9 protein-coding genes are annotated in these 15,198 nt (G+C 73.4%); 5 read left to right on the forward strand and 4 right to left on the reverse strand.

The annotated features are described in order from the left end of the window. The first annotated feature begins 89 nt into the window (after positions 1–89). Positions 90–2,168 (forward strand): asparagine synthase-related protein, encoded by a 2,079-nt coding sequence (locus ACFY0P_RS11630; RefSeq protein WP_388910035.1) that lies wholly within the window; start codon positions 90–92, stop codon positions 2,166–2,168. Between the two features lie 391 nt (positions 2,169–2,559). Continuing rightward, positions 2,560–5,868, forward strand: coding sequence for a BTAD domain-containing putative transcriptional regulator (locus tag ACFY0P_RS11635; RefSeq protein WP_388910038.1), 3,309 nt, complete (start codon positions 2,560–2,562; stop codon positions 5,866–5,868). A gap of 16 nt (positions 5,869–5,884) precedes the next feature. Here ACFY0P_RS11635 and ACFY0P_RS11640 read toward each other — a convergent pair whose 3' ends face one another. Next, complete coding sequence (locus ACFY0P_RS11640; protein WP_388910041.1) at positions 5,885–7,747, reverse strand: sigma-70 family RNA polymerase sigma factor; 1,863 nt, start codon at positions 7,745–7,747, stop codon at positions 5,885–5,887. Between the two features lie 263 nt (positions 7,748–8,010). Beyond that, positions 8,011–8,793 (reverse strand): TetR/AcrR family transcriptional regulator, encoded by a 783-nt coding sequence (locus ACFY0P_RS11645; RefSeq protein ID WP_388910044.1) that lies wholly within the window; start codon positions 8,791–8,793, stop codon positions 8,011–8,013. Between the two features lie 403 nt (positions 8,794–9,196). Between ACFY0P_RS11645 and ACFY0P_RS11650 the strand changes: the two genes are divergently transcribed. Together ACFY0P_RS11650 and ACFY0P_RS11655 are read left to right on the forward strand one after the other, a co-directional pair. Continuing rightward, positions 9,197–10,576, forward strand: coding sequence for an NAD(P)/FAD-dependent oxidoreductase (locus tag ACFY0P_RS11650; RefSeq protein WP_388910047.1), 1,380 nt, complete (start codon positions 9,197–9,199; stop codon positions 10,574–10,576). 192 nt (positions 10,577–10,768) lie between these two features. Further along, positions 10,769–12,415 (forward strand): SpoIIE family protein phosphatase, encoded by a 1,647-nt coding sequence (locus tag ACFY0P_RS11655; protein ID WP_388910049.1) that lies wholly within the window; start codon positions 10,769–10,771, stop codon positions 12,413–12,415. 286 nt (positions 12,416–12,701) lie between these two features. On the opposite strand, the gene ACFY0P_RS11660 is transcribed toward ACFY0P_RS11655, so the two are convergent. Then, the gene (locus ACFY0P_RS11660; RefSeq protein ID WP_388910051.1) at positions 12,702–13,988 is read right to left on the reverse strand and encodes an MFS transporter; all 1,287 of its coding nucleotides are present in this window, start codon (positions 13,986–13,988) and stop codon (positions 12,702–12,704) included. Positions 13,989–14,117: 129 nt separating this feature from the next. Here ACFY0P_RS11660 and ACFY0P_RS11665 point away from each other — a divergent pair, with 129 nt between their 5' ends. Then, positions 14,118–14,663: a MarR family winged helix-turn-helix transcriptional regulator gene (locus ACFY0P_RS11665; protein WP_388910054.1), complete on the forward strand. Its 546-nt coding sequence runs from the start codon at positions 14,118–14,120 to the stop codon at positions 14,661–14,663. Between the two features lie 319 nt (positions 14,664–14,982). On the opposite strand, the gene ACFY0P_RS11670 is transcribed toward ACFY0P_RS11665, so the two are convergent. Continuing rightward, positions 14,983–15,198 (reverse strand): hypothetical protein (locus tag ACFY0P_RS11670; RefSeq protein WP_388910057.1); only part of this gene is annotated, 216 nt, incomplete at its 5' end.

A 15,198-nucleotide genomic window follows, 5' to 3' on the forward strand; every position in this document is an offset into this window, starting at 1 on the left:
CCCACCGCCCCTCCGGACCGCGTCCTTCATGGCAGCATGGGGACCCGGTTCGTACCGTGCATGGTTGTCCACAGCCTGTGGAGGCGTCGATGCGGTGGTTGGTGGGATGGAGCAGCACCATCTCCGGTGCCGCCACGATCGGCTCCGCCGGCGCCATGGGCTACGACGGCGAGACCGTCCACCCCGTCGGCTCCCAGCTTCTGTGGGGTGACCCCGACCCGCTCTGGGCGGTCGGCGACTGGCGCCCCGACGAGGTCCGCGTCATCAAGGCCGACGCACAGAACCGCATCGCCGTCCTCGGCACCTGCGGCGCCACCGACGAGGAGTTGCGCCTCGGCCTCTTCACAGCGCGCGGGGGCGCACTCCGGCATCTGACCGCCTGGCCCGGCAGCTACACCGCCGTCGTCCAGGTCGGCCGCCGGGTCACCGTCTGCGGCGACCTCGCGGGCGCCCGCCCGGTCTTCTACAGCCCCTGGGCAGGCGGTACGGCCTACGCCACGGCCGCGCTCCCGCTCGCCGACCTCATCGAGGCCAACCTCGACTACGGCCACCTCGCCGCCCTCCTCGCCGCCCCCGACGTACCGGCCGCCCTGCACGACTCGACCCCGTACGAGGGCGTGCGGCGCATTCCGCCGGGGCATGCGCTGATCCTGCGCACCGGGGCGCGCGAGGTCGCCGGGTACGAGCAGGTCGCCTCGCTCGCGGTCGCGGCACCCTCAGCCGACCCCGACCGCGCGGTGGACGCCGTACGGGACGCACTCGTAGAGGCGGTACGCGCACGGCTGTCGGCACCCCGGCACGTCCCGGACATCGACCCCGGTCCGGTGCCCGGCATGGGCCCCGCCGAGCGTCGCGCGGCGCGCGGGATGCCGGTCCCGGGCATCGGCGCCGACCTCTCCGGCGGCCCGGCGTCGGGGACGCTGGCCCTGCTGGCCGCGGGCCTGCCCGGCATGCCCGGCACGGTCCTCGGCCACGGCACCGGCGCCGGCGAGCGCCTCCTCGCCGTCACCTTCAACGACCTGGCCGTGGGCGGCCGCGAGGCCGAACTCGAACGCGCGGGCACCCTCGCCGCCAACCCGCGCCTGCACCACGTGGTGGTCACCGGCGGCGAGGAGATGCTGCCGTACGCCGACCTCGACGGCCCCCTCACCGACGAACCCGGCCCGTCCCTGATCTCCGCGGCCCGGCACCGCGCCCGGCTCGCCGCCGGCAGCGCCGACCACTTCACCGGCTACGGCGCCCGCCAGGTCCTCGACGCCCACCCCGCGCGCCTCGCCGACCTGCTGATGGACCGCAAGCGCCGCCACCTCGTCCGCCCGGTCGCCGCGCTCGCCAAGGCCGACGGCTCGGTGATGGTCCCTGCCCGCGTGTACAGCGCGGCTCGCCGCCTGGCGCGTACGCCGTACCGCGCGGGCGTCGAGTCCCTCGCCGAGCGCCTGCTGCGGCGCCGGTTCGACGATCCGGGGGGCGCGGTGGGCGCGTCCCTCGCCGCACTCACCTGGGCGAGACCGGGCCCGGCGGCGCGCTGGCTGACCGGCGAGGCGCTGGCTGAAGTATCGGTTCTGCTCCAGGGTTCGGCGAACCGCTCCGGCGTCGGCCCCGGGCAGCGCCCCGGAGACTATCGCGCGCGTGCGGTGCTGGCCCGTCACGCGGCCGACATCCGTGTCCTGGAACAGGCGGCCGAGATCCGCTCCCAGCGGCTGCACACCCCCTTCCTCGACAACCAGGTGGTCCGCGCCTGCCGCGACCTCCCGGAGGCACTGCGCGTCCAGCCGGGCGCCCGTGCCGCGATCCTCCGCACGGTCCTGGAGGGCGCCGGCGTCACCGACCTTCCGCCGGGCTGGGGCGCCCCCTCCCACGCGTCCTCGGCGGCGGCCACCCGCACGGGGCTGCGCGTGGCGGCCGACGACCTGATCTCCCTCTTCTCGACGCCGCTGCTGGCGCAGGCGGGCCTGGTGGAGGCGCGGGTGGTCCGCAAGGCGCTGCGCTCGGCCGCCGCGGGGGAGCCGCTGCCGCTGGACGGGCTGGCCGACCTGGTCTCCCTTGAGCTGTGGCTCCGCCGGCTCCTGTCCCGCCGGGGCACGTGCTGGACGGGGACGCCGGCGCGGGCCCGTGCGGTGCCTGCGGGGATACGGCCGATGCGGGGGGCGTTGGCGTCGGGGGCGTGACCCTCCGGGGGGTGGGGCCGACGTATCTGGGGGCGTGACCCTCCGGGGGGTGGGGCCGACGTATCTGGGGGCGTGACCCTCCGGGGGGTGGGGCCGACGTATCTGGGGGCTGCCGTCCCCAGACCCCTGCATCGGGGGCCTCGTGGTTCGGCCGCGGGCCGGTGGGGGCTGGTCGCGCAGTTCCCCGCGCCCCTTACGGGGCGCTGCAGTCGCGTCAGCTTCCCAACTGCGGGCAGCGTCGCCGTACGCACTCAGCTGACGGGTGGGCGCAGCGGCACCCTGCCAGCGTCGGTAAGTGACACCCCCCGCCCTCAGCCCCACCCCGGGCAACCTGCAACCCGCGGCACTGAAACTCCGTGCCCCTTCCCCCGCCCCCAGCGACAATGACCCGGTGCGGTACCGAATCCTGGGCGTGGCCCAAGCCAGCGACGACCAGGGCACCGCCATACCCGTCGGCGGCCCCCGCCTCCGCGCCCTGCTCACCGTCCTCGCCCTTCACCCCGCCCGCACCCTCACCCCCGAGACCCTCATCGAGGAGATCTGGGCGACGGACGACGACCCGCCCCAGGACGCCCCGGCTGCCCTCCAGGCCCTCGTCGGCCGCCTTCGCAGGGCCCTCGGCAGGGACAGCATCGCCTCGACCCCCGGCGGCTACCGCCTGGAGGCGGCCGAGGCCGACATCGACCTGTACGTCTTCGAGCGGCAGGTGCGCGACGGCACCGCAGCCCTGGCCGACGGCGACCCGGCGACAGCCCACCGCCTCCTCACCGCGGCCCTCGCCCTCTGGGGCGGCCCCGCCCTCGCCGACCTCCCCGACCGCACCACGGCCGCCGCCCGCCCGGCCGCGCTCCGGCTGGAAGCCACCCGCGCCCGCGCCGACGCCGCCCTGCGCCTCGGCCGAGCCGCCGACGCCGTACCGGAGTTGACCGAGCTCACCACGGCCCACCCGTACGACGAGCCGCTGCACGCCCTGCTCATCCGTGCCCTGCGCGACACCGGCCGCCCGGCGGACGCCCTCGCCGCGTACGAGACCGCCCGCCGCACCCTCGCCGAAGGCCTCGGCACCGACCCCGGACCGGAACTCCAGGCCCTGCACGCGTCGTTGCTCAGGCAGGAGTCCACCCCGCTGGGGGCGCCCCCGCCCCGCACCGGCAACCTCCGTCCGCGGCTTACCTCTTTCGTGGGGCGGGAACCCGAGCTCGAGGCCGTTCGTTCCGAATTGCACAGGGCCCGTCTCGTCACCCTCACCGGACCGGGCGGCTCCGGGAAGACCCGTCTCGCCGAGGAGGCCGCCGCCGGACTCCCGCAGGCATGGCTCGTCGAGCTCGCCCCGCTCGACCGGCCGGAGGCGGTGCCAGGCGCGGTGGTCAGCGCGCTCGGTCTGCGCGAGACCGTGCTCATGACCAACGAGCTGGCGACCGTGCGGACCGACCCCACGGCCCTGCTCGTCGAGTACTGCGCCCCGCGCAGCCAACTCCTGATCCTTGACAACTGCGAACATGTCATCGAAGCGGCGGCCGCCCTCGCCGAGACCCTCCTCACCCACTGCCCGGGGCTCACGGTCCTCGCCACCAGCCGTGAACCCCTGGGCGTCCCCGGCGAGTCGGTGCGCCCGGTCGAACCCCTCGCCCCCGAACAGGCACACCGTCTCTTCGAGGAGCGTGCCGCCGCGGTCCGCCCCGGGACAGGGACCGGTACGGGGACCGGTGCCTCGCCGAGCGACTCCGCGGCCGTCGACGAGATCTGCCGCCGCCTCGACGGCCTGCCCCTCGCGATCGAGCTCGCCGCGGCCCGGCTCCGGCTGCTGACACCCCGGCAGATCGCCGACCGGCTCGACGACCGCTTCCGCCTGCTCACCGCCGGCAGCCGCACGGTCCTGCCCCGCCAGCAGACCCTGCGCGCGGTCGTCGACTGGTCCTGGGACCTGCTCGACGAGCGGGAGCGGACGATGCTGCGTGAGGTGTCCGTCTTCGCCGGCGGCTGGGACCTCACGGCCGCGGAGGCCGTCTGCACCGGACCGGCCGCCGACCTCGTCGGCGCGCTCGTGGACAAGTCCCTGATCATCGCCACCCCGGACGGCGCCGACGGCACCGGCGGTATGCGCTACCGCATGCTGGAGACCATCCACGAGTACGCCGCCGAGCGCGCCGCCGAGGTTCCCGGGCTGCGGGCGGCGGCAGAGCGGCGGCACGGCGCGTGGGTGTGCGCGCTCGTCGAGGAGGCGGAGCCGAGACTGCGCTCCGCGGAGCAGCTTCCCTGGATCCGCCGCCTGGAGGCCGACCTCGACAACATCCGCGCCGCCCTCGACCGGGCGGTCCACGCCGGCGACGAGGTGCGGGCGGGCCGGATCGTCCTCGCCGTCGGCTGGTTCTGGTGGCTGCGCAACTACCGCCAGGAGGCCACCGCCTCGGTACGCGCGGTGCTGCGCCTCGGCGTCGCCCGGGACGCCCTGCCCGCGGACGCCGACCCGGGCGAACTACGCGCGCTCGCCGCCGCGGCGGACCCCGTGGGCGCCCTCCTGGCCGCCCCCGACGCCCAGGCCGGGCACCCGTTGCACGAGCTGCGGATGGACCTCCGGATGCTCGACCTGTTCCTGGCGTCCGAGTCCGGCCAGCCGGACCTGGCGGCGGACGAGCGGAGCCCGCGGTACGTCGCGCTCGTCCGGGCCGCCTTCGAGGCGGGCGGTCCCCGGGCCGCCCGGATGCCGGGCCTCATCTGGCCGCTCACCGCGTGGACCATGGGCGGCTCCGCCGTGGACATCGGCCCCGACATGTCCGCGGTGATCGCCAACTGCCGGATGTACGGCGGTGACTGGGAGGTCGGCGTCAGCCTGATGTACCGCACCCACGTCATGGTCGACTCGCCCGGCAACCTGCGGGGCGTCGACGAGGACCTGGCCGAGCTGCGCGTCCTCAGCCGGCGGGTCGGGGACCGCTGGATGCGGGCCCAGGTGTGCAGCGCGGCCGGCGAGGCGGACATGGCGCGCGGCCGGTTCGTGGCGGCGGAGGGCGAGTACCGGGAGGCGCTGCGCCTCGCCCACGAGGTGGGCGCGTACGCGGAGACGCCGTTCCTGCTCGCGCGGCTCGCCGAGATCGCCTTCCGCTCCGGTGACCTGGTGGGTTCCCAGGCCGTCCTGGACCAGGCGGGCGAGGCCTCCGAGCGGTACGCGGTGGCGGAGTCGAAGGCGTACGTGGCGCTGCTGCGTGCGCTCCTGGCCCAGCACGACGGGGACCTGCCCCGGGCGCGCGAGTACTACGAGACCGCCCGCGCCACCACGCTGGCCGGCTCCGCGCCACCACAGTTCACGGCCGCGATCCGCGCCGTCGAGGCCATGCTCACGGCCCTGGAGCACGGCCCCGCGCGCGGGCTGCCGATCGTCGCCGAAGGGCTGCGCGAGGCGGTGGAGTACCGGTGCGCCGAGGTGATCACGGCGGCGCTGGTGGACATCGGCGCCGACCTGCTGGCCCGGCTCGGCGATCTGGCGGGTGCGGTACGGCTGTACGCCGCCGCCGACCAGTGGCGCGCCGGGAGCGTCCGTCCCGAGCCGGAGCGCACCCGCGCCGAGGAGGTCGACGCGGCCGCCCGCGTGTCGCTGACCCCGCCGCGCTACGCGGCCGAGCGCTCGCGCGGCGCCTCCCTCACCGAGGAGGACGCCCTGCGCGAACTGAGCAGCACGCCGACCGCCGCCACCGGCACCTGAGCCGGGGCACCGACCGCTACCGGCAGGTGAACGTCGACTCGGCCCAGTCGGCGAGCGCCACCGTGTCGAAGGCGGTCTGCGGTTCGACCACCAGACGCACGGTCTGGTGCCCGGTCAGGTCCACATGGACGGGAACGGCGGCCTGGTCGCCCTCGACGACCCCGGACCGCCACAGTCGCTCCCCGTCCGCGTAGACGGCGAAGGTGACCTTTCCGAGGCCGAGGGTCATGTCGTCGACGCCGGCCATCGCGTCGTAGGCGGTGCACTGCCGGTTGAGGTCGATGGTGACGGAGGACCGGCCGTGCACGGTGACGCCGTGCGCGTACTCCTTGCCGGCGACCGTCGCCCCGTACCGCTGCCACACCCAGCTGCTGTCGCCGAGCCGCATCTCGGGGCGGGTGCCGTCGCCGGTGACGTCGAAGCGCAGCTCGCTCCACTGGTAGACGGCCGGGGCGGGCGGTGGAGTGGGGGTGGGGGTCGGCGTCGGCGTCGGCGGGGTGGGCGTGGGCGTCGGGGTGGGGGCCTGCTTCGGACTCGGGGTGGGCCTGGAGCTCGGAGTCGGCGTCGGCGTTGCGGTCGGGGTCGGTTCGGGGGCGAGGACGACCGGCTCGGGTGCCGGTTTCCTCTTCGTGGGGGTAGGGGTGGGGGTCGGTGTCCCGGGCCGGACGGCCGGCGCGGACGGGGTGGGTCCGGCCGCCTCCTTGACCGGATGGCTGTCGTTCGTGAGGGCGAGGGCCACCACGGCGACCGCCGCCGCGACCACTCCGGCGGCGATACCGGCCTTCACCGGCCCCGCGAGCCCCTCCGAGGCCGCGGCGCTCCCGCCGCCGCCCGCCCCGCCGGACGAACCGCTCGCCGCGGCGGCCGCACCCGCGGCCCCCACCCCGGCTCCCCCGGCGACGATCCCGAGCGCCTTGGCGTACCCGGCGGCCCCGAACCAGCCGATGACCGCGACCGGTACGACGGCCGGGATGCCGCTCGCGACCTCTTCGATCTGGGCGGCGGCCAGCCGGCACCTGGCGCACTCCTCCAGGTGCTTGCGCAGCCCCCGCTCGGCGCGGACCCGCAGTTTGCGGCGGGCGTAGCCGCCCAGCTGGTCGGCGTAGCGGGCGCACTCCTCGTCGTCGATGAGGGAGGCGCTCACGTGGGCCTGGAGGTAGGCCTGCTTGAGGCCCTCACGGGCCCGGCTGGCAAGGACCCGCGTGCCGTTGGCGTCCAGCCCGAAGAGGGTGGCCACCTCGCTCGGCGACTCGTCCTCCACCTCGGTGTGCCACAGCACGGCCTGCCAGCGCTCCGGCAGCGAACGGAAGGCCTGCATCGCCATCGACTGCTCGGCCTCGTGCAGCGCGCGCACATCGGCGCCGAGTTCCAGTGAGCCGTCGTCCGACACCTCGGAGCCGCGCGTGGCCTGCGCCGCGAACAGTGCGAAGTCGTCGACGAGTTGCTCTCGCCGGGCGGACTTGATCCACTGCGCGGCGACCCGCCGTACGGAGGTGAGCAGGTAGGCGCGCACGGCGTACTCGGGCCCGGACCCACCGCGCACCGCCTGCAGCATGCGGGCGAACACCTCGGCGGTCAGGTCGTCGGCGGTGTGCCCGTCCCGGCAACAGGTCCGCGCGTAGCGCCGTACCGCGTCCGCGTGCCGGCGGTACAGCTCCGCGTAAGCCGAGTCGTCGCCTGCCCGCATCCGCTCGATCAACTGGCTGTCGGGGTGCGGCAGCTGCCGGGGCGGCGGCAGGACACTCCCGTCACGCTGTGCCGGAACGTTCCCTTCCGGCGGTTCGCCGGCCGGCGGCACAGCGGTCCGCCCGCCCTGGCTGGGCACCTGCGGCGAGGTCGTCCCCTCGCCCAGGGACTCGTCCCACCCGTCAACGCTCATCGCGGAACGCCCCCGATGCCTGCCCGACCGACCCCATCACCGGCTCAGACTGCCACACCGGCATTCACCGAGGCCCCCGAGCGACGACACGGTCACCCGGAAGGGGAAACGCTTGGCACTGCAGCTCCCCGTAAGGGGCGCGGGGCTGTGTTTGATTTGCGGCTACCGCCGCGTGGGCGCGACCGGCCACAGCCAACCCGCGCCCACCCACGGCCATCGCATGGCACACGCTGTTGCGCCCCCGCGGGCACCGCGAGCCACCGTCACTGCCGGGACCGCAACCCCTCCAGCAGGATCTCCAGCAACCGAGCAGAAGCCGCCGCCTGCTGCGCAGCATCCGGCAGGGACGGCGCCGCAGTCGCGATCACCAGCAGCACGTCGGAGACGGAGACGTCCGGCCGCAACTCACCCGCCGCCCGCGCCCGTTCGACCAGCCGCCCCACGACGTCGAGCAGCGCGGCCGCCCCCGCGTCGTCGGCGGCGTCGCCCACCGGCTCCGGTTCCTCCGGCACCAGCCGCAACTCCCCGGCCCCCGGCTGCGTCCGCTGCTGCGGCACCCGGGCCTCCTCGGTCCCGGAGCCGGCCACGGCACCGCCGCCGACCTCCTCCGGCACCCCGACCCGCAGCACCTGCGGCGGCAGCAACCGCCCCGCCCCCGATGCCACCGACGTCCGCAGGAAACGCGACAGCGCCGACCACGGCTCGTCCTCCTGCCCGAGCGCGGCCCGCGCCTGGTCGGTCAGCCGGGAGGTCTCCTCCTCGGCTATCCGCCGTACCAGCACGTCCTTGCTCGGGAAGCGCCGGTACACGGTGCCGACCCCGACCCGCGCCCGCCGCGCCACGTCCTCCATCGGCGCGCCGTACCCCAGCTCGCCGAAGACCTCACGCGCCGCACGCAGCACGTGCTCCAGGTTGCGCTGTGCGTCCACCCGCAGCGGCGTCGTACGCGGCCCGTCACCACGTCCGTTGCCCGCCGCCGCGCTCACCGTTCCGCCACCGGCCGCAAGAGCGGACGCCGACGACCAATGTGTGTCCTGAATATGCATCTGTGTTCCCCCGGTTAACGACGTCTCCCCCCGGAGACTCTCCCCGTCACTGAAAGCCGGAGTGAGCGGAACTGCGGCCGACCCATGACCGATCCATGGACCGCGGGCCGGGCGGACCGCCCGTCGCGATCCGTTCGACCACATCCTCTGCACCCCGTCGACACACGAACATAGTTGAGAGGCTGTCAATTCAGAAGGGGGACGTTCCGCACGGTGCGCCCCCCGATCGGAGTACGGGTCGTTTACCTCCCGATTCGGTGCCTTCGCACCCCCCTGCCCGCCCCCGCTGACCTGGCCCCTTTCGTCCGCTCCTGGGCGCGTGCCGAACGCCCGGCCCAGCAGCCCGCCGGTCACACAAATTGCCGGGGCTGTGGACAAACAACAGTCACGGGTGCGTCATGGGATGGTGAAGGTACGTGCGCGCATTCTCGTTGTCGGCGGCGGCTACGTCGGGATGTACACGGCCCTGAGGCTGCAGCGGAGGCTGAAGCGGGAGCTCAGGCAGGGTGAGGTCGACATCACTGTCGTCACCCCCGATCCCTATATGACGTACCAGCCGTTCCTTCCCGAAGCGGCTGCGGGTTCGATTTCCCCTCGGCATGTCGTCGTACCGCTACGGCGCGTTCTGGACCGGTGCCATGTGGTCATCGGCGAGGTGACGTCCATCGAACACGCCAAGCGCACCGCCGAAGTCGCCACCCTCGCCACCGCCGAGGAGCGAAAAGGCGCCACTTTCCTGGAGTACGACGAACTGGTCCTCGCCCCCGGCTCGATCGCGCGCACGCTGCCCATCCCGGGTCTCGCCGAGCACGGCATCGGCTTCAAGACCGTCGAGGAGGCCATCGGCCTGCGCAACCACGTCATCGAGCAGATGGACATCGCCTCCTCCACCCGCGACCCCGCGATCCGCGACGCGGCCCTCACCTTCGTCTTCGTCGGCGGCGGCTACGCGGGCGTGGAGGCCCTCGGCGAACTGGAGGACATGGCCCGCTACGCCGCGCGGTACTACCACAACGTCCAGCCCGAGGACATGAAATGGATCCTCGTGGAGGCCACCGACCGGATCCTCCCCGAGGTCGGCCCCGAGCTGGGCCGCTACACCGTCACCGAACTGCGCCGCCGCAACATCCAGGTGCTGCTCGACACCCGTCTGGAATCGTGCGTCGACCGCGTCGCCGTCCTCAGTGACGGCCAGCGCTTCCCGACCCGCACCGTCGTCTGGACGGCCGGCGTCAAACCGCACCCCCTGGTCGCCGCCACCGACCTGCCGCGCACTCCGCGCGGACGGCTGAAATGCACCGCCGAGCTGACCGTCGACGGCGTCGACCACGCATGGGCCGCGGGCGACGCCGCCGCCGTCCCCGACGTCACCGCCGCCGAACCCGGCACCGACACGGCCCCCAACGCCCAGCACGCGGTCCGCCAGGCCCGGGTCCTCGGCGACAACCTCGTCCACGCGCTGCGCGGCGAACCCCTCGACACGTACAGCCACACGTACGCCGGCTCGGTCGCCTCGCTCGGCTTCCACAAGGGCGTCGCCCAGGTCTACGGGCGCAGGCTGAAGGGCTACCCTGCCTGGTTCATGCACCGCGTCTACCACCTGAGCAGGGTGCCGACCTTCAACCGCAAGGCCCGCGTCCTCGCCGAATGGACCCTCTCCGGGCTCTTCAAACGGGAGATCGTCTCGCTCGGATCACTCGAACATCCCCGAGCGGAGTTCGAACTCGCGGCCGGTGGAAAGCCTCCTCACAGTCCCTCCGACGACTCGAACGGGTCGTCCTGACGGAACTCAGGAACTCCACGGACCGCCCCGGCGTCTGACGGATGTCGTCGCCGACGGCCACCCTGCCAGACTGCCCCCCGACCGAGCACAAGGCTTCTCCCCAGCTTCTCCCCAGAACTGCACCGGGGGACTTCCCCCGGCCCCCGGCCGCTCCCCGAGCCGGCCGGAGACGACGACACGAGGCAAGGTTTCGTGAACTTCACGCGCTGGAGCGCCCGGCTCCCCGGAACGCAGCGCCGCGCCGCAGCGCGGACCGAGCACGCGGTCTCCCCGGACCGACGAGGGGACGGCTCCGTGCCCGCGGCCCGCGCCGAACAACTGACCGACGACTCGCCCTGTGTGCCCGCGGTCGACGAACTGCCCGCCCGCGGCGTCCTCGACCACGTCCCGGCCCTGGTCGCCCTCGTCCACGGCCCGGACCACCACATCGCGTACGTCAACGACGCCTACACGTCGGCCTTCGGCGTACGGCCCCCGGGCGCCCCCGCCCGCGAGGCACTGCCCGAACTCGCCGAACTCGGCCTCCTCCCCCTCCTCGACCAGGTCCTGCGCAGCGGCAAGCCCCGCACGCTCAAGTCCCGCAAGGCGCTCGACGGCCGCACCTACACGTTCACCTGCACCCCGGTCGCCGAGAACGGCGACCGCGACGGCGGCGTCCTCCTCTTCGCCACGGACGTCACCGACCACGCCGAGGCGGCGGAGCGGCTGCGCGCCAGCGAACGCCGCCAGCGCGAGACCGCGGTGACCCTCCAGCGCTCGCTGCTCCCCCAGGAGCTGGAACAACCCGACGACCTGCGCATCGCCGCCACCTACCAGCCCGGCGGCACCGAGGCCGCGGTCGGCGGCGACTGGTACGACGTCATCACCCTCGGCGGCGGCCGCACCGCCCTCGTCATCGGCGACGTGATGGGCCGCGGCGTCCGCGCGGCGGCCGTCATGGGCCAGCTCCGCACGGCGGTCCGCGCCTACGCCCGCCTGGACCTCCCCCCGCACGAGGTCCTCCAGCTCCTCGACGGCCTCGCCACCGAGATCGACCCCAACCAGATCGCCACCTGCGTCTACGCCGTCCACGACCCCAACGAGGGCCGGCTGGTGTACGCCTCCGCCGGCCACCTGCCGATCCTGGTCCGCGACGAGAACGGCAGCGTGCTGCGCACCGAGGAGCCGACCGGACCTCCGCTCGGCACCGGCGGCTGGGTCCACGCGTCCGCCTCGGTACCGCTGGGTCCCGGCTCCACGGCCGTCCTCTACACGGACGGCCTGGTCGAGCGCCGTGACCAGGACCTGGACGAGGGCATCGCGGCCCTGGAGCGCGCGCTGGCGGGCGCCACCGGCACACCCCAGGTCATCTGCGACCGCCTGGTCCGCTCGGCCGGCGTCACGGCCGACCACGACGACGACGTCGCCGTCCTGGTCCTCCAGCATCCGGCCCGTACGGGCCCCGACAGCGAGCTGTTCCGCAACGCCGCGCTGGAACTCCTCGGCGGCATCGAGGCGGCGCCACGCGCCCGTGCGTTCGCCTCCGGCGTGCTGACCAGCTGGCGCTTCCCGGCCGACCTCCACGACCTGGGCGTCCTCGCCACGAGCGAGCTCGTCGCCAACTCCCTCCAGCACGGCACCCCGCCCATGCGGCTGCGGCTCCGCCGCACCGACCGCCGACTGATCATCGAGGTCACGGACGGCGACGACCACCTGCCGCGCCGGAGACGCGCGGAACCGGGGGACGAGTCGGGAAGGGGGATCGCGATCGTGGCGACGATCGCCTCGGGGTGGGGGTCACGGAGGACGCCGGGGGGTGGGAAGGCAGTGTGGTGCGAGTTCGTACTGCCGAAGGGGTAGGGGGACGGCCGGGTTTCGGCTGCGGACCGGTGGGGGCTGGTCGCGCAGTTCCTCCCCCAGCATTCGGCCGGGGGTACCCCCAGCGCCCCTTAGGGGGGCGCTGTAGAGCCGCGTCTTACATACACAGTTGCGGGCAGTCGTGCTTCCCCCAGTGCCTCAAGGGCCTGGGAGGTGCCCCCATGGCGGCACGGGTGGGCGATGGAGGTCCCCCCGCGCGAGCGAAGCCGAGCGTGGGGGAGGCACCCTGCCAGCGCCGGTAAGCGACACCCCCTCCGCCCAGCCCCCACTACGCGGACACGGACTCCGCGGCCGCCCCGCCCCGTGCCACGACCCTGCTCCTCGCGGCGAGCCAAGGCCGGTCCTGGACATCCGTCAGCCGCTTCCCCAGCCGCACCGCCAGCACACTGATCCCCAGCGAGAACAGCAGGAACGTCACGACGTACGGCGCGGGCAGCGAGGCCGCCAGCGGCCCGCCCACCGCCGGCCCCACCGCCAACGCCAGCTGCTTGACCAGCGCGAACGCCGAGTTGTACTGCCCGGCCATCCCCTCCGGCGCCAGGTCGGCCACCAGCGGAGCCACCGTCGGCGACAGCATCGCCTCACCCAGCCCGAACAGCGCGTACGTCGAGACGAATGCGGCCGTCGCCATCTCCTGGCTACCGTGCCCCAGCCCGGCGTACCCGGCCGTCACCCACGCGACGGCCCAGATCAGCCCGACCCCCGCGATCACGCGCGACCGCCGCCGACGCTCGACGAACCTGAGCACGGCGAACTGCGCGACGACGATCATCAGCGTGTTGGCGGCCAGCGCGGTGCCCAGCGCGGACGTGGATATCCCCGCCGCCTCCACGCCGTACGCGCTCAGCCCGGACTCGAACTGCCCGTAGCAGGCGAAGAACAGCACGAAGCCCAGCACGGACAGCTGCACCATCGCCCGGTTCCCGAGCAGCTGCTTCCAGCTGCCCTTCGCCGACGACGCGGCCGGCGCGTCCGCGATGCGCGGCGAGTGCGGCATCCGTACCGTCGCCATCACCACGACCAGCAGCAGGAACATCGCCGCCTCGATCGCGAAGAGCAGCGTGAAGGAGGAGACCCGGGTCGTGTCGACGAGGTGGCCGCCTATGAGGCCACCGACACCCAGCCCCAGGTTCTGCAGGAAGAACTGCGTCGCGAAGGCCCGGGACCGGGTCTCCGCCGTCGAGCAGTCCACGATCATCGTCGCCAGCGCCGGCTGCATCACGGCCTGCCCGGCACCCAGCAGTGCCGCCGCGGCCAGCACGGCCGGTCCGCTCCCCGCCAGGCCCAGGCTCAGCGCACCGGCAGCGGCCGTCACCAGGGCGGTGAGAAGGACCGGCAGTGGGCCGCGCCGCACGATCGCCCGGCCGGCGAACGGCAGCACGATCAGCGCGGCCACGGCGAAGACGGCGAGCACGACACCCGCCGTCATGGCACCGAGCCCCCGCACCTGCGCCACATAGACGTACAGGTAGGGGACGGTGAAACCGAGCCCGAACGCGCTGAGTGCGTTGCCCACGTGGATCCGGCGCATCGCTGCGCCCATCGCCCTGGTCACGTTCACCTCTCTCAGGTCGTCAAGTCGACGGACTGCTGAAGTCTGAAGACTTTGAAGTTAAAGTTCGAAGCTAAAGACTACATCGCGAAGGACTTCAACGCCAAGCGTGTCCGTGCGATACTGCGGACCATGGCCGACACCACCGGCGGCGAGCCGACGCTCGACGAGCAGATCGCCGCCTACCAGCGCGAGTTCCAGGACCTCGACCCCCAGGTCGAGAAGATCGTCTCGGCGCTGTCCCGGCTCAACCGCCGCATGAACGTCGCCTACGGCCGCCAGACCGGCGCCCTCGGGATCAGCAATGCGGAGTGGGAGGTCCTCAAGGCCCTGGTCCTCTCCGGGGTCCCCTACCGGATGGGCCCCAGCGAACTGGCCAAGCGCCTCGGCCTCACCCCGGCCGCGATGACCCACCGCATCGACCGAATGGTCGCCGAGGGGCTCGTCACCCGGGAGAGGGACGAATGCAACCGCGTCCGGGTGATTGTCGAGCTGACCTCCGAAGGACGCGAGAAGTGGCTGGAGGCCATGCGCCTCGCCTCCGTCTTCGAGGAGGATCTGCTCCAGGACCTCTCCCCGGCGGAGCGTGCGGTGCTGGGCGAGGTCCTCACCCGGCTGCTGCGGCGTGTGGAGCACGCCCAGCCGGACGCCGGCGGTCGGCTCACTGACCTGGACTGATGCCGGGGTGTGCGGGCCGCGGAAAAAATCTTGACAGGGGATGCTTGACACCCCCTTCCCTGCCCCGTAATGTTCTTCGGGTTGCCGCGGAGCCGTAACGGTTCTGCGACAGCACCTCCGCCGCAGCAGCGGCACCAAACCACCAGCACGATCCCCCGACCGGGTTGATTTCGGCGTGCCCGAATTCAATTCGATTTCGGGTCTCAGTGATGCCCGGTCGGACCGCGAGGCTCGATTGGGAATCGCGGAGCGGATCCGCTAAGGTTTGGGACGTCGGAACGGCCCAACAGCCGCGAAGGCAGCTCCCGCTGACTGGGAATCAGACGCCGAAAGGATCTGATAGAGTCGGAAACGCCGGAAAGGGAAACGCGAGAGCGGGAACCTGGAAAGCACCGAGGAAATCGGATCGAGAAAAGATCTGATAGAGTCGGAAACGCAAGACCGAAGGGAAGCCCGGAGGAAAGCCCGAGAGGGTGAGTACAAAGGAAGCGACCGTTCCTTGAGAACTCAACAGCGTGCCAAAAGTCAACGCCAG

The sequence above is a fragment of the Streptomyces sp. NPDC001714 genome, from assembly GCF_042892755.1.
In the GTDB taxonomy this organism is placed as follows: Bacteria; Actinomycetota; Actinomycetes; order Streptomycetales; family Streptomycetaceae; genus Streptomyces.